Source organism: Prochlorococcus marinus str. MIT 9201 (assembly GCF_000759955.1).
GTDB classification, from domain to species: domain Bacteria; phylum Cyanobacteriota; class Cyanobacteriia; order PCC-6307; family Cyanobiaceae; genus Prochlorococcus_A; species Prochlorococcus_A marinus_G.
Map to the genome: position 1 here is coordinate 25,016 of NZ_JNAL01000011.1, position 22,015 is coordinate 47,030.

Here is a 22,015-nt window from a genome sequence, read left to right on the forward strand (position 1 = left end):
TTTTAGGATTCTTGGAATTTTAGTTGACCTTTAACTTCAATTCGCACTCCTTGAGAAAAATTAAATATCTTTTCTTCAATGTCTTGAACTCTTAAGTCAGATATCCACTCCAACTGTTTTAGTAAGTGAAGACTAACTGCATGTTTTGCTCTCTTAGAACCATCCTCTACTTTTAAAGCCAATCCAATACCTTCATTTACCTTACATAAACATTGTATTCCTTCGGCGCCACCTTTCCCAATAACTTGTCCATGGGATGCTTTAATGATTTCTGTATCAAATTTATTATTGTCACTTATCATTATTGGATTAGTTGTTATTGCCCTACTAATTTGTTCTAATTCAGCATTCTCGGAACTGCTTAAAAGCGAATATAACTTGGACATTTGCAATAGTTTTAAATAGAGAGTTGGAGCCCCACAATCATCACGTTCTGCATTTATTTCAGATGCTGGAATTTCAAGTAATTCAGAAACAATTCTGAATATTTCTACTTGAAGTGGATGATCCCCTCTTAAATAACTATCTAATGGCCAATTCATTTTTTTGGATGTAGCCAAGAAAGCGGCATGTTTACCTGAACAATTATGTTCTAATGGGCTTGTGTTTAATTTTGGGCATTTTAGATTATTAATGTCGATATCATATTCCCATAAAATCTTGAAGGCTTCCCTTGAATGAAGTTTTGATCCACTATGTGAACCGCAAGCTAATGCGATTGATTTTGCATCATTATTCATTTTTGATGCAGCTCCACTACTAACAAAAGGTATTGCCTGAAATGGTTTTAGTGCTGACCTTATAAAACTTTTATATTCTGGATTTCCTGCGCACATTAAAACTCTTCCTTTTTTATCGGTAATAACAGCATGAATTTTATGTATTGACTCAATATTCGATCCTCTTATTAAGGTTGCCTGCAAAGGAGGATTATTTGATGTATAGAGGTTTTTGAAGTTTGAATTCATTTAGAAATTGTTATATTGAAAAAGCAATATACCTGATAAAGCTAAAGCTAAAATAATAGAAAATATTTGAATTAAATTTTTTAAAATAGGCTTAACTTCAATTGATGCTATAAGTGATTCTTTTTCTTTTAAAACTAATGGCTTTATCCACACTTGTCCGTCGTACCAACCAGATTCCTCATACTCAACTTTTTCAGAATTCAATCTTTTAAATACATGATTCCAACCAAGATATAGTCTTATTAAAAGTAAAGTAGGTATTGATAGGCTGCTAAATAAACTTAATAGAATATATTTTAAAGTAGATGTTTTGAAATATGTACTTCCTGAAGAAATAACAAGAAATAAAACAAAAGCACCTAACCAAATTTTTATCAATACAATAATTAGTGATTTTTTTGTCTTTGGCCAAGAAAAAATTATTGATTTTGATAATTCAATGAATTCATTTGTTGGTTGTTGTTCTCTAGGTACAGGACATTTAGATTCTTTCATAAAATATTCATTATGGGAATGCAAGATTATCTCCGTTACTCCAGAATGATTCAAGATCATAATATTTTCTTATTTCTGGTTGAAAAATATTTACGATTAAATCACCATAGTCAAGCAAAGCCCATTTTGCTTCGCTAACCCCCTCTTTTCTTATTGGTTCAATTTTGGCTTTCTCTCTTAACTCGCCCTCTACAGAATTTGTAATAGATCTAACCTGCACATCAGATAATCCTTCTGCGATTAAAATCCATTCACTTATGAAGGAGACTTTATCTATCTTTATAAGTTTTATATCTTTAGCTTTTTTTTCATCACAAGCTTTAGCTGCCATCAAAACTAAAGTTTTATTGTCCATAAACATTTTCACTTGAGACTGATTTTTCTGAACCTTCTTGTTGAGATAATTCCGACCTAGCTTTTTCGGCACTTTTTCTTAAAGCATCTAATCTATCTTCAAAGAAACTTCTTTTTTTCTTTTTTCTTGTTTTTTCAATTAACTCCTTCAATGCTCCTCCAAGACTTTTATAAGCATTTGGGATACTATATCCAAATCTACAAGCAAGATCTATAGCTCTTTCATCTGCATAAATAGCATCTTGAAGCTTTTTTTCAGAATTATTTTTTAAATATAATCTATATCCTGCAAAACTTGATAAACCAAGAGCAAGTAATAAAAGTAACCCATCTTGTACCCACAACTCTCCTATCGCCCCTCCAAGTCCTATGGCAAGAGCTGCCATTTCCCATCCATCTCTGGGAATTGCGTCATTTTGGATTTTCCCAACCTCGTGCCAAAATAATAAATTTCTATGGTCAATAGCAAAGTTATCCCATTCATCTAAGTCTATTTGAATTTCTACTTCGTCACGACCGATTTCCTCAAGTGTTATTAAAGGTGGATCAATAGCCGCAGCAGCTTCAACAAATACCCAACTTTCATTCTCTGGAGGCAACAAACTTTTAAGTCGCTGAAGTTCGCTCATAAAAAATTAATTTCTTTCAATACTATAGAAACAAATGTTGCTTTTCAAGTAACTTGATTAACATCTGATGATTTATAAGTAGCATGAGATAAATGAACGTTTAAATTATGCCTCAAAGAGGTGATCTTAAAAAGATTCTTATTCTAGGTTCGGGACCGATTGTTATAGGCCAAGCATGCGAATTTGATTACTCTGGTACTCAAGCTTGCAAAGCATTAAGAAATGCTGGTTATGAAATTGTCTTGATAAATTCAAATCCAGCATCAATAATGACTGATCCTGATATCGCAAGCAAAACATATATTGAACCATTGACTCCTGAAATAGTTTCTCAGATCATTCTAAGAGAAAAACCTGATGCGATTCTTCCCACTATGGGAGGTCAAACGGCATTGAATCTTGCGGTTAAATTATCAGAGTCAGATTTTTTAAAACAAAATAATATTGAATTAATTGGAGCTGATTTAAGAGCTATTAATAAAGCTGAAGATAGGAAATTATTTAAAGAATCGATGGAGAAAATAAATGTAAATGTTTGTCCATCTGGTATTGCATCTAACCTAGATGAAGCTGTGGAGGTATCAAAAAAAATTAGTTCCTATCCTCTCATAATAAGGCCTGCGTTTACTTTAGGCGGAGTAGGTGGTGGAATTGCTTTTAACCTTGAAGAATTTGTTGAGTTGTGTAAATCAGGTTTAGAGGAAAGTCCAAGTAATCAAATATTAATTGAAAAATCGCTCATTGGATGGAAGGAGTTTGAACTAGAGGTAATGAGAGATACTGCTGACAATGTGGTAATAGTTTGCAGTATTGAAAATTTAGACCCAATGGGCGTCCACACTGGAGATTCGATTACTGTGGCTCCTGCACAGACCTTGACAGATAAGGAATATCAGAGGATGCGGGATTTGTCATTGAAGATTATTAGAGAGGTGGGAGTTGAAACAGGAGGGAGTAATATTCAATTTGCAATAAATCCATCTAATGGAGAAGTAATTGTTATAGAAATGAATCCTCGTGTAAGTAGATCCTCTGCTTTGGCAAGTAAAGCAACTGGATTCCCCATAGCTAAGATTGCAGCTTTATTATCTGTTGGCTATACACTTGATGAGATTATTAATGACATTACAAAAAAAACACCTGCATGTTTTGAGCCATCAATTGATTATGTAGTTACTAAGATCCCAAGATTTGCTTTTGAAAAGTTTAAAGGTTCATCTAATACTTTGAGCACTGCCATGAAATCTGTTGGCGAGTCAATGGCAATAGGTCGTTCTTTTGAAGAATCATTTCAGAAAGCATTAAGGTCATTAGAAGTAGGTGTTTTTGGATGGGAATGTGATTCACAAGATGAATTAAAAGATGAGAGTCAAATTAAAAATAGTTTAAGAAACCCTACATCTGAAAGAATTCTCTTAATTAAAAAAGCTATGCAGCTTGGGAAAACTAATAATTATATCCAAGAAGTTACAAATATAGATTTATGGTTTATAGAAAAATTACGTAATATCTTTAATTTTGAAAATGATTTTTTGAAAGACAAGGAACTTTATGCTCTAGATAGGGATTTGATGTTACATGCTAAACAATTAGGCTTTTCAGATCAACAGATAGCTAAATTAACTAATTCTGAGTTTTTTGAAGTAAGAAGATATAGAAAAAAACTAAATATAATTCCAATTTATAAAACTGTTGATACTTGTTCAGCAGAATTCTCATCTTCAACTCCCTATCATTATTCAACTTACGAAGAATCTTTCATTAATTTTAATTCTCAAATTTTTGATAGCGAGATTTCAGAAAATAGTAAATCAAAAAAAATTATGATTTTAGGAGGAGGTCCAAACAGAATTGGTCAGGGAATAGAATTTGATTACTGTTGTTGTCATGCATCATTTCAAGCTTCTAAAAATGGCTATAAAACAATAATGGTTAATAGTAATCCTGAAACTGTATCAACAGATTATGATACTAGCGATATTTTATATTTTGAGCCTGTTACTTTGGAGGATGTGCTTAACATAATAGAAGCTGAAAATCCTCATGGTTTGATTGTTCAATTTGGAGGTCAAACTCCACTGAAATTATCATTACCTTTATTTGAATGGCTTAAATCTAATGATGGGATCAGAACTGGATCAAAAATTCTTGGAACCTCTCCAATATCTATCGATTTAGCAGAAGATAGAGAGGAATTTACTAAAATTCTTGAAGAATTAAGTATCAGACAACCTTTAAACGGTATTGCACGTAATCAAAATGAAGCAGAAATAGTAGCAAAAAATATAGGATTCCCCTTAGTTGTAAGACCTTCTTATGTTTTAGGGGGAAGGGCAATGGAAATTGTTAAAGATGAGAATGAATTATCGAGATACATTTCTGAAGCAGTTAAGGTATCACCTGATCATCCAATCCTTCTTGATCAATATTTGAATAATGCAATTGAGATAGATGTTGATGCTTTATGCGATTCAGAGGGTTCGGTTGTAATTGCTGGCCTAATGGAACATGTGGAACCTGCAGGAATTCATTCGGGAGATTCAGCTTGTTGCTTACCATCCATTTCTCTTTCAACATCAACAATTGAAAATGTAAGAAACTGGACTAAATTAATTGCACAAAGATTAAATGTTGTTGGTTTAATTAATTTGCAATTTGCAGTAATAAATACAAATAATGAAGAAAATAAATTATTTATTCTTGAAGCAAATCCAAGAGCATCCAGGACAGTTCCATTTGTTTCAAAAGCCATAGGTAAGCCAGTTGCAAAATTAGCTACTCAGTTAATGCAAGGTTTTACATTAGAAGATCTTAATTTCACAGAAGAATTTTCTCCAAAATATCAGGCAGTAAAAGAAGCCGTTTTACCTTTTAAAAGATTTCCTGGGTCTGATACATTACTTGGGCCTGAGATGAGATCTACTGGAGAAGTAATGGGTTTAGCTGAAGATTTTGGAATTGCTTATGCCAAGTCGGAATTGGCAGCAGGTAATGGGGTTCCTTCAGAAGGAGTTGCTTTTTTATCTACAAATGATTTAGATAAAAAAAATCTTGAGGAAGTTGCTAAAGAACTTTTGAATTTAGGATTTAAATTAATAGCAACAAAAGGTACAGCTTCATATTTGGTGAATTTAGGAATTCAAGTTGAAGAAGTGTTAAAAGTTCATGAAGGTAGACCAAATATTGAGGACCTAATTCGTTCGGGACTTGTTCAACTAATAATTAATACTCCAATTGGATCGCAGGCTCTTCATGATGATGCTTATTTAAGACGTGCCGCTTTAGAATATAATATTCCAACTTTTACAACCATTCCTGGAGCAAAGGCAGCCATTAAGGCGATCAAAGCTTTGCAATGCAATAAAATTAATACTTACTCTCTACAAGAAATCCATAATTATTAAAACTTTATTCTAAGTTTTCTAGTTTTTCTCTTAATTGATTAACTAAAGAGTTTCGACTAATTGAAAGTAATTTGAGAGTATCTTGATGCATCTTAAGTTGTGTCTCCGCTATTTGTAGTACTTTTATAGATTCTTTTATTTCATTAGAAAGTTCATTTATTAAGTATTTTTTGCCTTCAAAGGTTAAAACTGGATTTGCAGAATCATTTGTGTTTTCGCTCATGGATTTACTTTTTTAATAAATAAAATAGAACTAAAATTTTTTAATCAATTGTTTTTCACATAATTCTTTATAAATTCCAGGTTTATTTATTAAATCTATGTGTTTCCCAACTTCAATAATTTCACCTTTATCGAAAACAACTATTTTATTTGCCTCTTGAGTAGTGGCTAATCTATGAGCAATTACTATGACTGTTCTATCTTTCATAGCACTATTTAGTCCTTTTTGTACTTCAGATTCTGATTCTGCATCTAACGCACTTGTGGCCTCATCCAAAAGAAGAATTGAGGGGTTCCCAAGTATTGCTCTTGCAATTGCTATCCTCTGGATCTGACCACCTGAAAAATTTGATCCTCTTTCAGTTATCTCGGTTTCATATTTCTCAGGAAGCTTTTGAATGAAGTTATGAGCGTTTGCTTTTCTTGCTGATTCTATAACTTGTTCTTTTGTAAAATTTCTGCCCATTCTTATTACATCAATAATTGTTCCTGAAAACAAAAAAGGCTGTTGTTGTACTAGTGCAATGTTTTTTCTAATATCTTTTGTATCTAATATTTTGAGATTTTTATCATCTATAAAAATGTCTCCATTATTTGGAGCTATAAACTTTAATATCAAAGCCAACATTGTACTTTTACCAGCTCCAGAAGCTCCAACAAATGCTGTGACTTCCCCACTTTTAATTTCTAAATTGATATTTTTAAGTACTTGATTATCTTTTTTGTAAGCGAAATTTACTTTCTTGAAACTTATTTTGCCTTCAAAATTATATATCCTTCGTAAATTTTCTTTATCGTCTTCGACAGGCTCTTGATTTATGTTTTTCAACCTTTTTATTGAGGCTTCTGCCTGTTTATAATCATTAAAATTTGTACTTACATGGCTTATTGGATCAATAAGCATTAATATTGCTGCAAAAAAACTACTGAATTCTTCACTTGTTAGAAGGCCTAGATTGATTCTGGCGGCTCCTAAACCTAATATTGCTAATATTCCAAATGCCTCAACAAATCCTACAACTGGATGTTGAAATGCAAGAAGTTTTAATGTTTTATATTTTGCTTTTTTATTTGTACTTAATCTTTTATAAAATCTTTTCTCAATCCAATTTTCTGCAGCAAAAGCTCTTATAGTGGACATTCCATTGATGGATTCACCTATTAAACCTGCTAAATTACTTGTTGATTCTTGACTTTTTTCTGACGCTATTAAAACTCTTCTTCCAAAACTGTTAACAGAAAGAATAATCAATGGTGCTAAAACAAATGTTGATACTGTTAGTGACCAGTCTAAATAAAACATATAGACTATAACCGCTAACAACTGTAAAGTGCATGGAATAGTATCTTGAGCTGTTTTATAAATAACTTCGCTTACCCTGTCTGCATCTTCTGTAAGTCTATATGTGATGTCCCCGGCTGAAATATTTTCAACAGAATTCATCTTTATTTTCTGAATTCTGCTAAATAAATTTCCTCTCATCACTTCACTAATTTCTAAAGATGGTTTTGCTATGAATACATCCTGTCCAAATTGAGCAGTTTTCTGAACTAAAAATACAAATAAAGACTTAATTATTATGCTAGAAACTTTTGAGAGATCACCTGACCCAATTGCTGGGATTAAGTTTCCAGCTAAATAAGCTAATAAAGGCCAACAAGCTACGTAAATCAGCATGCATATAAAACCCTTGAAAAACCTATTTGAATATTGTCTGACTTGTGGTATTAGTCTCAAGATATTATATATTTAATTGTTTATCCTACTTTATCAATATCTTTGGGTATAAAAAACAATGAAATTGGATCAATTCTTAAAATGGAAAAATTTGGTATCTTCTGGTGGCGAAGCAAAAATTTTTATTAAATCCGGTTCTGTTAAGGTTAATGGTGTAATTGAGACTAGGAGAGGAAGAAAGTTAAATAAGGGAGATAAAGTAATATTTCTAAAAAATGAATTAATTTTTTAATAGTTAGCTTATTCCACTCACTTTGTATTAGTATATTTTTCTTGGAGATAGTATTTTGAGAAAATCTGTAATTGCTGGTAATTGGAAAATGCACATGACTTGTGCTGAAGCTAAATCCTATTTAGAAGAGTTTATTCCTTTAATAAAAAACATAAAAGACGATCGTAAAGTTGTTATTGCTCCACCTTTTACTGCTATTGCAACCTTTTCTGATCATTCTGATTTTGATTATATAGATATTTCTAGTCAAAATATTCATTGGGAAGATCAAGGAGCCTTTACTGCAGAAATATCTCCAAAAATGCTTCTTGAACATGGTGTCTCATATGCAATAGTTGGACATAGTGAACCAAGGAAATATTTTAGTGAAAGTGATGAACAAATAAATAAAAGAGCAGTTTTTGCTCAATCTAGTGGACTTACTCCAATAGTTTGTGTAGGAGAAACATTAGAACAAAGAGAGAGAGGAGAAGCTGATAGAGTTATTACTAGACAGGTTGAACAAGGATTAGAAAATACAGATCCATCTAATTTAATTGTTGCCTATGAACCAATATGGGCTATAGGTACTGGTAAAACTTGTGAGGCAGAAGACGCTAATAAGATATGTTCATTGATTCGGAAATTAATTGGTTTTGATGATGTAATTATTCAATATGGAGGATCTGTTAAACCTAATAATATTGACGAAATTATGTCAATGAGTGATATAAATGGAGTGTTAGTTGGAGGGGCTTCGTTAGATCCGAATAGTTTTGCGAGAATTGCAAATTATCAATAAGAAAAATCCATGGCCAAAAGGCTGGGGACAAAAAACTTCAATTATGGGAGTTATTAATTTAACTCCTGATTCATTTAGTGATGGAGGGGAGTTAAACTCTTCAAAAAAAGTTTTAGATCAAGTAAATCATTTCTTGAGCAATGGTGTTGATGTTATTGATCTTGGTGCTCAAAGTACGAGACCTGGGGCTGAAGAAGTTGGCTCTAGTATAGAAATAAAAAGATTGATCCCATATCTAAAATTAATAAAATCTGAATTTCCAGATGTTTTAATTTCTATTGATACTTTTAATTCTGAAGTGGCTTACGAAGCTCTTTTAAATGGTGCTAATTGGATAAATGATGTCACGGGAGGAAGAAGGGATATAAAAATTTTGGATGTTGTATCAAAATTCAACTGTCCATTCGTCATAACTCATAGTCGTGGAAATAGTCAAAATATGAATCAACTTTCTAATTACCAAGATGTATTGAGTGATGTTAAGTGCTCGCTAGATAATTTAATAAAGAATGCTTTAGAAAAAAATATATCTGAAAGAAATATAATATTAGATCCTGGAATTGGTTTTTCAAAAGATATCATTCATAATTTGGAAATCTTGAGAAACTTAGATGCATTTAAAAAATGGAATTTGCCAATTTTGATAGGTGCATCTAGGAAGAGATTTATAGGAGAAATTTTGAATGAGAAAAATCCAAAAGAAAGGGATATAGGAACACTTGCAATAAGTTGTCTTTGTTCTCAATTTAATGTTGACATTGTGAGAGTTCACAACGTCAAACTAAATTATCAAATCCTGAAGGTAGCTGATAAGATTTACAGAAAATAACAAGTTTATTATTCTTTAACTCCTTCGATTTTGTCCTCTACCTCTTGGTATAGTTCTTTCAACTGTTCTATATTCTCATCTGAAGTTTCCCAATATCCCCTACCATTGACTTCTAGCAATGTTCCAACAATTCTTCTGAAACTATTAGGATTAAGATCCATTAATCTTTTCCTCATTTCTTCGTCATTTATAAATGTTTCATTAGTTTCTTCATAGACAAAATTATCTACTTGACCACTTGTCGCACTCCAACCAAGAGTGTAATTAAGTCTGTTAGAAAGCTCTCTAACACCTTCGTATCCTGATTTGAGCATACCTTCGTACCACTTAGGATTTAAAAGTTTTGTTCTTGAGTCTAATCTAATAGTTTCACCAAGCGTTCTAACTTGAGCATTAGAAGTGGTTGTATCTGCTATGTAGCTACTTGGTTCTTTTCCGTCATCTCTTAATGTCTTGATCAACTTTGTTGGGTCCGAATCAAAATAATGACTTACATCTGTTAATGAAATCTCTGAAGAATCAAGGTTTTGAAAAGTAACATCTGCTGTTTTCATTACTGACTCAAATACCTCTCTTTTTTGATTCATCTCACCTGGATTATCGGCATTAAAAGCATATGTTTTGCGTGATAAATACATTTCTTGTAATTCATTTTCTTCCTCCCAGGTTGAATTTTCTACGGCTAAATTAACATTCGAACTGTAACTTCCACTTGCATTAGAGAATACTCTCGCTGAAGCTTCTCTAATAGAAGTACCTTCTTTTTCAGCTTGTTCTAGTGAATGTTTCCTTACGAAATTAGATTCCGATGGTTCATCAGCTTCAGCCGCTAATTTGACTGCCTGGTCTATTAATGCCATTTGATTGATAAATAGATCTCTAAATACACCTGAACAGTTAACTACTACATCTATTCTTGGCCTACCTAATTCTTCTAAAGGGATTAATTCTAGTTTGTTAATTCTTCCAACAGAATCTGGTTTTGGTTTTACCCCAACAAACCATAAGATTTGTGCCAGTGATTCTCCGTAAGTTTTGATGTTATCAGTACCCCATAAAACACAAGCTATTGTTTCAGGCCAAGTTCCTTGCTCTTCCTTTTGTCTTTCAATTAATTTGTCAACAACAGACTTTGCTGCAGCTACTGCTGCTGTAGTTGGGATTGATTGGGGATCAAGAGCATGTATATTTTTACCACTGGGCAAAACACCTGGATTTCTTATGGGATCTCCACCTGGTCCAGGTAAAACATAATTTCCATCTAGTGCTTTAATAAGGCTATCCATTTCTTTGTCAGCGCAAACCTGTTCTAGACAGAAAAGTAAGTAATCAAATAATTTATTTAATTCCTTCTGATTAACTTCATTAAATCCATTTAATCTGCAAACTCTTAGCCAAGGGGTAGGCAGATTAAGACCAAAAACTTTAAGTAAATCGAAAAGTTTGGAAAGAAGTGATTTTTCTAAATAAACTCTGCCATCAACAATTTTTAAAGAGTTGACCATCGCAAAAATAGACTCTCTTGCTGTCTTTATTATTTTTTCATTTAACTCTACAAATTTAAGTTCACCTTTATTATTGCCATCATAAATTTGTTCAATAGTTAGACCGATGGATTCTGCGAGTAATCCAGGAAGAGATCGTAATCCTTCTTGTTCTCTCTCTAAAGATGCAATATTTACAAGTGTTGCAACAGCTTCTTCTGCTGTTGGAGCTTCTCCAATAGTATGAAGACCGCAAGGTAATAATCTACTTTCAATCTCCATCAACTGTTTATAGACATTACCAACAAATAAATCTCTTTCATCTATTGAAAGTTCTTCTACATCTTGTGAAGGAAGCTCTACATCTTTGTCAAGATTACATTGTTTTGAAGTCTCAACTATTGCATTAACAATTTGAATGCCCCTACTATTTTCTCTTAATTGTTGATAAGAACCAACGAGTTCACTTAGTTCTTTAAGTCCTTTGTAGAGTCCTGCATTTTCCGCTGGAGGAGTCAGATAACTAATAGTTGAAGCATATCCTCTTCTCTTCGCAATTGTTGCTTCAGACGGATTATTCGCAGCATAATAATATAAATTAGGCAATGATCCAATGAGAGAATCTGGATAGCAAGTTTCACTCATGCCCATCTGCTTCCCAGGCATAAATTCAAGTGAGCCGTGAGTTCCAAAGTGAAGAACAGCATCAGCACCCCAGATTTTTTCAACATACGTGTAATAAGCAGCAAAACCATGATGAGGGCTAGCACTTCTTGAATAGAGCAATCTCATGGGATCACCTTCATAACCGAATGTAGGTTGAACTCCTATAAAAACATTTCCAAAATGTTTTCCATAGATAAGAAGGTTTTGTCCGTCACTATTAAGGTTCCCAGGAGGTTTACCCCAATTCTCTTCAAGTCTTTGTGAATATGGTGTGAACTCTTGGTATTCTTTTACTGACATTTTATGAGCAATATTTAACTCTGGAGAGCCATCCATCGCTTCAGGGTTGTTAATTACTTTTTCCATTAATTCTTTTGAATTACTTGGAAGTTCATCTATTTGATATCCTTTCGATTTCATTTCAAGAAGTACTCTATAAATTGAACCAAAAACATTCAAGTATGCTGCCGTACCAACATTTCCTTTGTCTGGTGGAAAACTAAATACTGTGATGGCTAATTTTTTATCCTTTCTTTGTTTGACTCTTAAAGTTGACCATTTTATTGCTCTTTCTGCTATTACATCAACTCGATCTTGGAGCGTATGCGCCTTACCTGTAGCATCATCACGACCTGAGAGGATAATAGGTTCAATAGCACCATCAAGCTCTGGAATTGCAATCTGAAGTGCTACCTGAACAGGGTGTAAACCTAGATCACTATCTTCCCATTCTTGTGTGGTTTGGAAGACTAATGGTAGTGCAACCATATAAGGTCTGTTTAACCTTTTAAGGGCCTCAATAGCTTTAGGATGATCTTGTCTTGCTGGCCCACCAACTAGTGCAAATCCTGTTAGAGATACAACTCCATCAACTATAGGTTGATCCTTATTTATGGAATCATAATAAAATTCATTAACTGGTTTAGAAAAATCTAGCCCCCCACAGAAGATAGGTAGTACTCTTGCACCTCTGTATTCCAATTCTTGAATAACAGCAACATAATGAGCATCATCTCCCGTAACGATATGACTCCTTTGAAGCACTAAGCCTATTGTTGGAGTTTTTTCATCTTTAGGGTTTATGTCTTTCCTATTATTTTCCCAATTTTGATATTCTTTAAGACTTTCAAACATGCAAGGAGCAAGAGGATGCCAAATTCCTAAATCTGGGAATGTTTCAGGGTCTTGAATTTTGAATTCTTCTATTTGATCTTTTATGATCTCTGAAACAGCGTACTTTTCAGAAATCATTAACAAGAAGTTTTTTAAGTTCTCAGTGGTACCACCTAACCAGTACTGAAAACTTAGAATAAATGTTCTAGCATCTTGTGCTTTTTCTACTGGTAGGTATTTAAGTATTGAAGGTAGTGTATTTAATAACTTCAACATTGAATCTTGGAAACTTGCTCCATCAGATTCTTTTTTCTTTTTTATTAAATCTCCAATAATACTTTTAGATTGACCAAGTTGGGCCATACTAAATGAACCCAGCTTATTTAATCTCATTACCTCTGGCATGGAGGGGAAAACAATTGATGCTTTAAGTTTGTCTTTATATGGAGATACTGCATCAACCACTTTTTGAGCAAGGTCTTCAATGAAAATTAGAGAAGCAATGAATATGTCAGCATTAGCTATATCTTCTTTAAAATCTTCGAAATTACTATCATTCCTAAGTTCCTCGATAAGATAGCCACTAAGGTCTATACCTATTGGCCCATTAATCTGATTTATTGACTTTGCAGCTTCCGTTAAGGAATTTTGGTATTGTGGCTCAAGGACAACATAAACTGCTTTAATTACAACTTTGTGTTTGTTATCCTCAACAGGAGATACTCTGCGGTTTGCTGAGCGGACCTGCGTAAACATTGATTTCTTTAAGTATTTCTACCAGACTACGAATGAAAAGACGTTATTGTGTGCAATATAAATAGCGTGTAACAACCTTTAAAAAAAAATTTTTTAAAAAAATGACTCAAAATTCTCAAAAACCCATACCAGTACTAGTATCCGGAGCTTTAGGTAGAATGGGTAGCGAAGTTGTTAATACTGTATTAAAATCTACAGATTGTGAACTTGTTGCAGCAATCGACATAAACGAAAAGAACAATGGCTCAAATATTTCTGAATTATTGAAAGTAAAAAATTGTGATGTTTTTGTTTCAAATGATTTTGAAGGAACTTTATGTTCTATTAGTCAAAATTATAGAAATGAAAAAATTAAACCTGTGCTGGTTGATTTTACTCATCCTGATTCTGTATATGAAAATACCAGATCAGCTATTGCATATGGTGTATCACCAGTAGTGGGAACTACAGGTCTAAGCCCTTCGCAAATAAAAGATTTGTCTGTTTTTGCCCAGAAAGCATCGGTTGGTTGTGCAATAATTCCTAATTTTTCAGTAGGTATGGTTCTTCTTCAGCAGGCCGCATCGGTAGCTGCAAGGTTTTATGACAATATTGAATTAATTGAGATGCATCATAATCAAAAAGCTGATTCTCCTAGTGGGACGTGTATAAAAACTGCAGAAATGATTGAAGAATATCCTAAGAAATTTAATCAGAATTTAGTAAAAGAGTCTGAGTCATTGAAAGGTGTACGGGGGGGGCTAAGAGATTCAGGAATCAATATACATTCTGTACGACTACCAGGATTACTCGCTCATCAGTTAGTAATTATGGGGTCTCCAGGTGAAACTTACACAATTAAGCATGACACTATTGATAGAAAAGCATATATGCCAGGAGTTTTACAGGCTATTAAAAAAATTGGTAGTTATGAAACTTTAGTTTACGGACTTGAAAAATTGATTTTTTAAAATGTTAATTCCAATTAATTCAAGTCAAATTTCAAAACTTATTCCTGCAGTTGGTACAGGAAGCCAATTTAAGTACGCATTGGGTAATCCGAGAAAAATTCTTCAAAGAGTAATAGTTTCTTCAATTGGTGGATTTATCTCATTAATTATTAGTTCTACTGGAGATCAAACTAATAATTTCTGGTTATTCCTATGTGTAGGTTTCTTTTTGTATATCATCTGGGGCCCAATTCTTGAATCAAGTAGAAAAAATTTGCAATTAAGAAAATATAAATTTTTTTCTATTTTTGATGGCTACATATCAGATATCTATAAAACAGAAAAGATTGAAAGTTCAAGAGAACAATCTAATAGGCAAGGTCGATTAGAAGTTATAGAAAACAAAAGGACTTGGTTAGTACTTGAATTAGAAGATGAAGAAGGTTATTTGGCAAAATTAAGTTTTCCTATGGAAAATAAGCACAGTCAAATTAGGTTGGGTTCGAGTATTAGGTGTTTAATAACATCTGATAACAGTAATTTTGACAGAGATTTTTATTTGACCGATGCTTGGCTTCCTGAAATTAACTTGTGGGTTGGTGAGTACCCCTATTTATTAAGACCAGCATTTGAGGAAATTTGCTATATTTATTTGAATAGATAGTTGATAATTATATAAAATCTGATGAAAAATAAATTCAATTTTAAAATTGTTGGATCAGGTCCCACAGGATTATTACTTTCAATTGCACTTTCAAAATTTGATTGTAATATCTTTTTAACTGATTTATTAACAAAAGATAGATTAATTGAAAAAGATAAAACTTATGCAATTACTCACTCAACAAGAAAAATCTTATCTAAATTCAGACTTTGGGAAAAATTAGAACCATTTTTATTTGGCTTTGATACCCTTTCAATTTCAGATAGCATAACTTCTGCTTTCACCAATTTATCCACTTCTGACTTAGATGATGATATAAGTTCTGCTGAAAATATTGGCTGGGTAGTTAAACATTCGGATCTCATGAAGGTATTTTTTCAAGAGATTGATAATTATGAAAATATTTTTTTTATGACACCACAGAGATTGTTACGTAAAAAAATATTATTTGATTATCAATTCTTTTCAACAGGAGCAAATTCTCTTGATAAAAAATTCTTAAATTTTCTTGATATAAAAAAATCTTATAGTCAGTCTTGTTTAACTTTTAAAGTTTCTCTTAGGGGTCATTGTGAAAAGCGTGCTTATGAAATTTTTAGAAAAGAAGGACCACTTGCATTATTACCTTTAGAAAAAAACTTATATCAAGTAATTTGGACATCCAGTACATTAAAGGCAATTGAAAGGTTAAATTCTGACAAGAATTTTATAATGGATAATTTATCAACAATCTTGCCAGATGAATTTAACTTGGATCAAATAATTGGCGAATTTAACATTTTTCCTGTTTCATTATCCTTAAATTTACCAGTTTTAAATTTTAAAAAATTAGTTTTTGTAGGAGATGCATTTCATACATTTCATCCTGTAGGTGGTCAGGGTCTAAATAGTTGTTGGAGAGATGTTAATACTATTTATGATCTTTTCAATGAAAACATTGCTATAACAAAAATGCAATTGACCTTATTTAAATTTAGGTATGTTTTAAGCAGGATTTTGGATATTATTGCTACTATCTTCATAACTGACTCATTAATATCAATTTTTGCGAATAGAAACGTTTTTCTATTTCCAATAAGAAAATTTTCATTTTTACTTTTAAATAATTTTCTTTTTATAAGAAAATTAATCCTAAATCAAATGACTAAATCTCTCATTTACTCAAGTATTAAATAAAACTCATGAATAATTGTGTATCTAGAAAAATGATAATTTATTTATTAAACGAAGCTGGTTTAGATGATTCTTCTATTGCACTCGGTATAAAATTATCTATAAAAAATAATACTCCATTGCCAATATTATTATGGAGTTATGGAATGCTAACTATTGAAGAACTTGATAAGTTATATTCATGTTTATTTCAAAAAATGGAATAATAATTCTGTTATAATTAGCCTAAATTTGTTCAAGAACAATTTCATTTTTAAACAAGGAAAATCAGATATCAAGACGATCTATAGAAAAGCTTGATTTATTATTATTAATCCTAGAAACTATCGATTTAAACGGGATACAATCTCTATATGTCATATCAAATAGACTTAATTTAAATGATGTTTTACCAAATAAAATTACCATTTGGAAATTAAGGAATAACAATCCATTGAGAAAATCTTATGTGAAAAACAATATTAAAATAAATGAATTTAATGCCTTAATTAAAATTACCGTTGAAATGTCTAGATATTTATATCCTTATATAAGGAGGATACTTCAATCTAAAGAAGAGCTTGATAAGGATAAAGTTATCTGGAATGATTTTAATAAGAGATTTGTTGAGTTGATAAAAGAGAGATTTAACGTAGATAGTATGAGAGTGAAAAAACTTTTAAATCAAACTGAAAATGATGAAATTATAATAAGATCTTTGCTTACCTTATCTCTTTGTATCTCAAATCAGGGTTATCAAAAAATGAAGGCTTATTTAATTGATTTTTAATATGATCCAAAATAAATTATCATTTCATCAATCTTCGGTGAGTCTAGAAATAATCGGATTACCAGATTATTCAAATAATGACAATAAAGATCAAATATCAATAATTTCAGAATGGAAACTAACCATAATTGATAAGCCACTTATTGAAGGAAAAATTGATCATTTAGGGCCTATCATGAATGCCTTTTATATTTATTCAAGTCTTCTAATTAAAAATGAAAATCCCATATATGAATCTAGATTAATTGATATAAAAGCTGACAATCTTTACATACATAATATTGTTCTGAAGAGCTCTAAAGAAAATGTAAAACCATTAATTCTTAAGATCGGTAATTCATTATTGTCAGACATCATAAATTGTTTCGATCAGTTAAATGAATCATCAAAAGTAATAACAAAAAAAACTGGTTTATCTATCAATATTCCTAAAAAAGTAAGATTTGGGATAAATAACAAAGTTAAATTTTTCAATTTCATTATGCCCCCATTTATAGCAATTTGTTCTTTAATTCTGCTCTCCTCTACTTTTATTTACTTTTACAATCCTGTTGAAGATAAGGAAAGAAATGAACTAATAAATCCCAAATAAAGATCCATTAGCATCCTAAATACAAACACGATAGTATAGGGAAATTTCTATTCAGAATAATTATTTATTTATTCCTGGAGCAGCGAAGTATGGCAGATTTAAAAATACCAAATTTAAATATGAAATCTGATAAATATATTTTTAAAAAAAAATTAGGTTTAAGAAGAAAATCTAAAAGAAGACTATTTACTGAGTCTGCCTTTTTGTTTATATTGAGTCTTTTATTAGTTTATATAAATTATTTAATTCCTAATAAAAATTTGTTACTACAAAGTCTACCTAAGACATTTAATAAATCCTATGTATTATTTATTGATCTCTTATCTAATCTTTTCGAAATATTTTTGGTGATTTTTATTTTTGTCTCATTTTTTACCGCTTTGATTTTAATGGTAGGTTGTTTTTATCGATTATTTAGGGTCTATACAAGAAATTCAAAAAAAATGATTTATAAATAATTTAAATAGGTTGCATTAAGCCACCACTTCCTGAATCTGAATCGTCATCATCATTTTCTGTTTCAACTCCAAAAAGTGCGTAAATACCAAGAACTAGTGACGACAAAATTATTGTTAGGGGTAAAATTGAATTTTGGATTCCGACGTCTATATATTCACCCATAAAAAAAATTAAATTTTAACAAACCTAACCGAAATTCAACTCATTCGCGGATTTTAAATAATTATTTAATAATTTATTCTTTTTTAATTACTAAGTCTTTGTCAAAATTTTTTATTTCGTCAACAAATGAACTAAACCAATAAATTAATTGATCAATTTGATTTTGAGTTTCAGTTACTCCTAAACCTCTTATGGTTATGATTGATAATTGTTCTCCCTCATCAAAATTAAATTTATTTTGAACACTACTAGCTAAAGAATTTTTAAGAATTTTAAAAGTAGAATTTTTTAATTTGGTCTCTATCAAAATGTTTGGCTTTTTTAGTTTGATCTTATTAAAACCACATTTTTTGGCAAGTAATTTTAGTCTCATTATCAAAATTAAGGACTCAACAGGTTTGGGTAAGGTTCCATATCTATTCCCCCAGTCCTTAGCTAATTCAATTAATTCATTATTGTTTGAACATTCTGTAGCAGATTTGTAAGCCTCCAGCTTCTCTTCTCTGTTTAATATCCATGTTGCAGGTATAAATGCATTTATTGGGAGATCAATTTGAGTGTCGTTAACTTCAGGTATTTCTTGCCCACTGATTTCTGAAATCGCCTCATGGAGCATTTCTATATATAAATCATATCCAATAGCATTAACTTTTCCACTTTGTTCTTCTCCTAGTAAACTACCAACACCTCTTATTTCCATATCTTTCATTGCAAGTTGGTATCCACTTCCTAGTTCTGAAAAGTCTTTTATTGCTTTCAATCTTTGTTTTGCAGCGTCATTAATTTTATTTATATTTGGATAAAACAACCAAGCATGCGCTTGTACACCGCTTCTGCCAACTCTTCCTCTAAGTTGATAAAGTTGCGAAAGGCCAAATTTGTGAGAATCTTCAATAATGATTGTATTCACTTTAGGGATGTCTAATCCGCTTTCAATTATCGTTGTGCATATCATTAGATCTACTTCTCCATTATTAAAAGCAATCATTGCATTTTCAAGCTCTGTTTCGTTCATTTGTCCATGAGCAACAATAAATTTTAAGTTGGGAAACATATTTTTTAATTTGTTTACTGCCTGATCAATATCAGAAATTCTTGGAAGAACATAAAAAATTTGACCTCCCCTATCAAGTTCTTGATTAATTGCAGTTCTTATAACATCCATATCTATTTCAGATAAATATGTTTTTATTGATCTTCTTGATGGAGGAGGAGTATTTAGTAAGCTCATTTGTCTTAGTCCAGATAAGCTCATATAAAGAGTTCTTGGAATTGGGGTTGCCGAGAGAGTTAGAACGTCTATGTTAGTTTTGATTTTTTTAATTTTTTCCTTTTGCCTTACTCCAAATCTTTGTTCTTCATCAATAACAAGTAGTCCTAGGTTTTTAATTTCTATTTCTTTTCCTAAAATTTGGTGCGTTGCTACAACTAAATCAATTTTGTTATTTTTCAAACCTGCATAGATTTCCTTTCTTTCATTAACGGTTTTGAATCTATTGAGTAATGATACTTTTATTGGGTAAGGTGCAAATCTATTGTTTATTGTTCTCCAATGTTGCTGAGCTAAGATTGTTGTGGGTGCTAGTAATATTACCTGTTTGCCTGATGTAATAGCCTTAAAAATAGCCCGAACAGCGACTTCTGTTTTACCAAATCCTACATCTCCACAAATTAGCCTATCCATTGGCTTATCACTTTCCATATCTGATTTTATCTCCTCTACAGCAGTAATTTGATCAGGTGTTGGTTGATAAGGGAATGATTCCTCTAATTCATCTTGCCAAGGTCCATCTTCTGGGTAAATGTAACCCTTTAACTTTTCTCTCTTTGCATAAAGTTTTAAAATATCGACAGCAACTTTTTTAATTTGTTTCTTATTTTTATCTTTTATTCTTTCCCATTCAGTCCCTCCTAATTTATTTATTTTGGGCTTTATTTTTCCGCTTGATCTATATCTGTTAACACTACCAAGTTGATCAGCGGCAACACTTATCTTTCCATCCTGATACTGAATAACTAAATAATCTCTCGAATCTCCAGTTATATTTATTTTTTCAATTTTTAAAAATTTTCCTATTCCATGATTCTTATGAACTATAAAATCACCGGGATTAATCTTATTTAAATTTATATTTGAATTGACACTTCTTTTTTTTCTTCTTATGAATACATTATTAAAGAGAGATTGTTGTGAAAATAATTCTTTATCTGTTATCAGGACAACTTTCCATATCGGAAGATAAAAACCCTCGATTTCATAATTGTTCTTATTTTTTAAAATTAAAGGAGTAGAATTATTAATTGACTTAAATGCTTCATCAATAATATTAGGATTGTTTAAGAAGTTTGTATTACATTCGTGCTCAAAAAGTAAAGTCCTTGTTCTTAATGGCTGTGCTGATAAAATCCATACTTTTTCATTATTTTTTATATGTTTATTAATATCATTTGATAATTTTCCTATATTTTTTGAGTATGAATTCAATCTTTTATCGTTTAACAAAAACCTATTATCAATATTGACTTTAGATTCAAATTCATAAAATTTTATTAAATTAAAATTTTCTAGTGAATTTAATATTTGGTCAAACTTTAAATGCAAATTAGGTTTTGCTTCTAGATTAATGTCATTATTTTTAAGGTTCTTATTTAATTCATACGCACAATTATCAAAATTACTTTCTGAATCAAGATACCAATTATTAGCAAATTTTTTACAATCTTCTAATTCATCAACTACAAGAATTGTTTCCCTATTTATAAAATCTATTATATTTGAGGGTTCTTTTTCAATTATTCCTAAATAACAATCAAGATTATTTTTATTAATATCTTCTGAATTAAAAATTCCGTTCTTAGATAAATTATTAAGCTTATCTTTTATTAGCAAATCAAATCCAGCATGCATTATTTCAATATTATTGATATTTTCTAATGTTTTCTGTGTATATGGATCATATTCTCTTATTTTCTCAATTACATTATCAAAAAATTCTAATCTTATGGGAAACTCATTATTGACAGGATAAATATCTATGATTTCCCCTCTCCTACTCCAGAATCCTTCTGTTGAAGTTACATTATCCTTCTTATAACCCAGCAAAGTAAGTTTGTTTGCTAATTCTTGAATCTCGATTTGAATCCCTTTTTGCAAATCTAACTTGTTTTCAATTAATAAGTTTTTATTTATTAGATGAGGTTGTAATGATCTCTCTGTTGATATAACAATATTAAGTTCATTTTTCTCTTTTTTTATTAATTTGGATAAAACAGTAAGCTGACTAAATTCAATCTCTTTGGATTTATTTATTGATGCGTAGGGTAGATGTTCTGTTGGAGGATAATATAAAACTGCTTTATCATTTATACTTTCAAAATAACCAATCCATTTGTATGCAATTTCTACATTAGGACAAATTAATAATATATTTTTTCCCTCTTTTTTTGCGATGCTATCTAAGATTATTGATTTTGCATATCTACTTGAACCAACAATATTTAATTCGTTATTTTTTGAAATTCTTTTTATTAATTCAGAAGTAATTTGTGAGTCCGAAATATAATCCACTAAAGTATTTAAACTCATTTATAGATAT

Annotated in this window: 19 protein-coding genes; 10 read left to right on the top strand and 9 right to left on the bottom strand. The window is 31.1% G+C overall.

Annotation, left to right across the window (positions count from 1 at the left end; translation table 11 throughout):
- Positions 1–2: 2 nt before the first annotated feature.
- Genes EU95_RS04355 through EU95_RS04345 form a run of 4 tightly spaced genes read right to left on the bottom strand, consistent with a single transcriptional unit; the run spans position 3 to position 2,446 of the window.
- Positions 3–968, bottom strand: a complete 966-nt coding sequence (locus EU95_RS04355; protein WP_032522174.1) for an asparaginase — start codon at positions 966–968, stop codon at positions 3–5.
- Positions 969–1,463 (bottom strand): CGLD27 family protein, encoded by a 495-nt coding sequence (locus EU95_RS0108925; RefSeq protein WP_032522175.1) that lies wholly within the window; start codon positions 1,461–1,463, stop codon positions 969–971.
- A gap of 10 nt (positions 1,464–1,473) precedes the next feature.
- On the bottom strand, positions 1,474–1,818 hold the full coding sequence (rsfS, locus tag EU95_RS04350; RefSeq protein WP_032522176.1) for a ribosome silencing factor: 345 nt from the start codon (positions 1,816–1,818) through the stop codon (positions 1,474–1,476).
- A complete protein-coding gene (locus tag EU95_RS04345; RefSeq protein WP_032522177.1) occupies positions 1,808–2,446 on the bottom strand; it encodes a DUF3318 domain-containing protein in 639 nt (212 codons plus the stop codon). The genes rsfS and EU95_RS04345 overlap by 11 nt, the downstream gene beginning before the upstream one ends.
- 107 nt (positions 2,447–2,553) lie before the next feature.
- Here EU95_RS04345 and carB point away from each other — a divergent pair, with 107 nt between their 5' ends.
- Positions 2,554–5,850, top strand: a complete 3,297-nt coding sequence (gene carB, locus EU95_RS04340; RefSeq protein ID WP_032522178.1) for a carbamoyl-phosphate synthase large subunit — start codon at positions 2,554–2,556, stop codon at positions 5,848–5,850.
- A gap of 4 nt (positions 5,851–5,854) precedes the next feature.
- Here the strand turns inward: carB and EU95_RS04335 are convergent, their stop codons facing one another.
- Complete coding sequence (locus EU95_RS04335) at positions 5,855–6,073, bottom strand: DUF6447 family protein (RefSeq protein WP_032522179.1); 219 nt, start codon at positions 6,071–6,073, stop codon at positions 5,855–5,857.
- A 30-nt stretch (positions 6,074–6,103) separates the two neighbouring features.
- Positions 6,104–7,750, bottom strand: coding sequence for an ABC transporter ATP-binding protein (locus EU95_RS04330; protein WP_052046861.1), 1,647 nt, complete (start codon positions 7,748–7,750; stop codon positions 6,104–6,106).
- Positions 7,751–7,868: 118 nt separating this feature from the next.
- On the opposite strand from EU95_RS04330, the gene EU95_RS04325 reads away from it, so the two are divergent.
- From EU95_RS04325 to folP, 3 genes are read left to right on the top strand one after another with little or no spacing between them, the layout of a single operon-like run.
- Positions 7,869–8,042 carry an RNA-binding S4 domain-containing protein gene (locus EU95_RS04325; protein WP_032522181.1) on the top strand — a complete coding sequence of 58 codons (174 nt, stop codon included), beginning with the start codon at positions 7,869–7,871 and terminating at the stop codon, positions 8,040–8,042.
- Between the two features lie 55 nt (positions 8,043–8,097).
- Complete coding sequence (gene tpiA, locus EU95_RS04320; protein WP_032522182.1) at positions 8,098–8,823, top strand: triose-phosphate isomerase; 726 nt, start codon at positions 8,098–8,100, stop codon at positions 8,821–8,823.
- A complete protein-coding gene (gene folP / locus EU95_RS04315) occupies positions 8,807–9,652 on the top strand; it encodes a dihydropteroate synthase (RefSeq protein WP_032522183.1) in 846 nt (281 codons plus the stop codon). The genes tpiA and folP overlap by 17 nt, the downstream gene beginning before the upstream one ends.
- A gap of 8 nt (positions 9,653–9,660) precedes the next feature.
- On the opposite strand, the gene EU95_RS04310 is transcribed toward folP, so the two are convergent.
- Positions 9,661–13,671 carry a magnesium chelatase subunit H gene (locus EU95_RS04310; protein WP_032522184.1) on the bottom strand — a complete coding sequence of 1,337 codons (4,011 nt, stop codon included), beginning with the start codon at positions 13,669–13,671 and terminating at the stop codon, positions 9,661–9,663.
- A 101-nt stretch (positions 13,672–13,772) separates the two neighbouring features.
- Here EU95_RS04310 and dapB point away from each other — a divergent pair, with 101 nt between their 5' ends.
- The 6 genes from dapB (at position 13,773) to EU95_RS04280 (ending at position 17,798) form a co-directional block, all read left to right on the top strand.
- Positions 13,773–14,621, top strand: coding sequence for a 4-hydroxy-tetrahydrodipicolinate reductase (gene dapB, locus EU95_RS04305; protein ID WP_032522185.1), 849 nt, complete (start codon positions 13,773–13,775; stop codon positions 14,619–14,621).
- Between the two features lies 1 nt (position 14,622).
- Entirely contained in the window at positions 14,623–15,264 is a 642-nt protein-coding gene (locus EU95_RS04300; RefSeq protein ID WP_032522186.1) for a hypothetical protein, read from the top strand.
- 21 nt (positions 15,265–15,285) lie between these two features.
- On the top strand, positions 15,286–16,440 hold the full coding sequence (locus tag EU95_RS04295) for an FAD-dependent monooxygenase (RefSeq protein ID WP_032522187.1): 1,155 nt from the start codon (positions 15,286–15,288) through the stop codon (positions 16,438–16,440).
- A 5-nt stretch (positions 16,441–16,445) separates the two neighbouring features.
- Positions 16,446–16,643: a DUF2949 domain-containing protein gene (locus EU95_RS04290; protein ID WP_032522189.1), complete on the top strand. Its 198-nt coding sequence runs from the start codon at positions 16,446–16,448 to the stop codon at positions 16,641–16,643.
- Positions 16,644–16,723: 80 nt separating this feature from the next.
- On the top strand, positions 16,724–17,206 hold the full coding sequence (locus EU95_RS09435; protein ID WP_080728111.1) for a DUF3038 domain-containing protein: 483 nt from the start codon (positions 16,724–16,726) through the stop codon (positions 17,204–17,206).
- Between the two features lies 1 nt (position 17,207).
- On the top strand, positions 17,208–17,798 hold the full coding sequence (locus EU95_RS04280) for a DUF4335 domain-containing protein (protein ID WP_193742469.1): 591 nt from the start codon (positions 17,208–17,210) through the stop codon (positions 17,796–17,798).
- Between the two features lie 459 nt (positions 17,799–18,257).
- Here the strand turns inward: EU95_RS04280 and EU95_RS09900 are convergent, their stop codons facing one another.
- Together EU95_RS09900 and mfd are read right to left on the bottom strand one after the other, a co-directional pair.
- Positions 18,258–18,419 carry a hypothetical protein gene (locus EU95_RS09900; protein ID WP_193742470.1) on the bottom strand — a complete coding sequence of 54 codons (162 nt, stop codon included), beginning with the start codon at positions 18,417–18,419 and terminating at the stop codon, positions 18,258–18,260.
- A gap of 73 nt (positions 18,420–18,492) precedes the next feature.
- Complete coding sequence (gene mfd / locus EU95_RS0108930; protein WP_032522192.1) at positions 18,493–22,005, bottom strand: transcription-repair coupling factor; 3,513 nt, start codon at positions 22,003–22,005, stop codon at positions 18,493–18,495.
- Between the last annotated feature and the right edge of the window lie 10 nt (positions 22,006–22,015).

Excerpts from the sequence above, each read along its gene's own strand:
- EU95_RS04355 (WP_032522174.1), bottom strand. The coding sequence starts at position 968 with ATGAATTCAAACTTCAAAAACCTCTATACATCAAATAATCCTCCTTTG.
- EU95_RS0108925 (WP_032522175.1), bottom strand. The coding sequence starts at position 1,463 with ATGAAAGAATCTAAATGTCCTGTACCTAGAGAACAACAACCAACAAAT.
- rsfS (WP_032522176.1), bottom strand. The coding sequence starts at position 1,818 with ATGGACAATAAAACTTTAGTTTTGATGGCAGCTAAAGCTTGTGATGAA.
- EU95_RS04345 (WP_032522177.1), bottom strand. The coding sequence starts at position 2,446 with ATGAGCGAACTTCAGCGACTTAAAAGTTTGTTGCCTCCAGAGAATGAA.
- carB (WP_032522178.1), top strand. The coding sequence starts at position 2,554 with ATGCCTCAAAGAGGTGATCTTAAAAAGATTCTTATTCTAGGTTCGGGA.
- EU95_RS04335 (WP_032522179.1), bottom strand. The coding sequence starts at position 6,073 with ATGAGCGAAAACACAAATGATTCTGCAAATCCAGTTTTAACCTTTGAA.
- EU95_RS04330 (WP_052046861.1), bottom strand. The coding sequence starts at position 7,750 with ATGCTGATTTACGTAGCTTGTTGGCCTTTATTAGCTTATTTAGCTGGA.
- EU95_RS04325 (WP_032522181.1), top strand. The coding sequence starts at position 7,869 with ATGAAATTGGATCAATTCTTAAAATGGAAAAATTTGGTATCTTCTGGT.
- EU95_RS04310 (WP_032522184.1), bottom strand. The coding sequence starts at position 13,671 with ATGTTTACGCAGGTCCGCTCAGCAAACCGCAGAGTATCTCCTGTTGAG.
- dapB (WP_032522185.1), top strand. The coding sequence starts at position 13,773 with ATGACTCAAAATTCTCAAAAACCCATACCAGTACTAGTATCCGGAGCT.
- EU95_RS04300 (WP_032522186.1), top strand. The coding sequence starts at position 14,623 with ATGTTAATTCCAATTAATTCAAGTCAAATTTCAAAACTTATTCCTGCA.
- EU95_RS04295 (WP_032522187.1), top strand. The coding sequence starts at position 15,286 with ATGAAAAATAAATTCAATTTTAAAATTGTTGGATCAGGTCCCACAGGA.
- EU95_RS04290 (WP_032522189.1), top strand. The coding sequence starts at position 16,446 with ATGAATAATTGTGTATCTAGAAAAATGATAATTTATTTATTAAACGAA.
- EU95_RS04280 (WP_193742469.1), top strand. The coding sequence starts at position 17,208 with ATGATCCAAAATAAATTATCATTTCATCAATCTTCGGTGAGTCTAGAA.
- EU95_RS09900 (WP_193742470.1), bottom strand. The coding sequence starts at position 18,419 with ATGGGTGAATATATAGACGTCGGAATCCAAAATTCAATTTTACCCCTA.
- mfd (WP_032522192.1), bottom strand. The coding sequence starts at position 22,005 with ATGAGTTTAAATACTTTAGTGGATTATATTTCGGACTCACAAATTACT.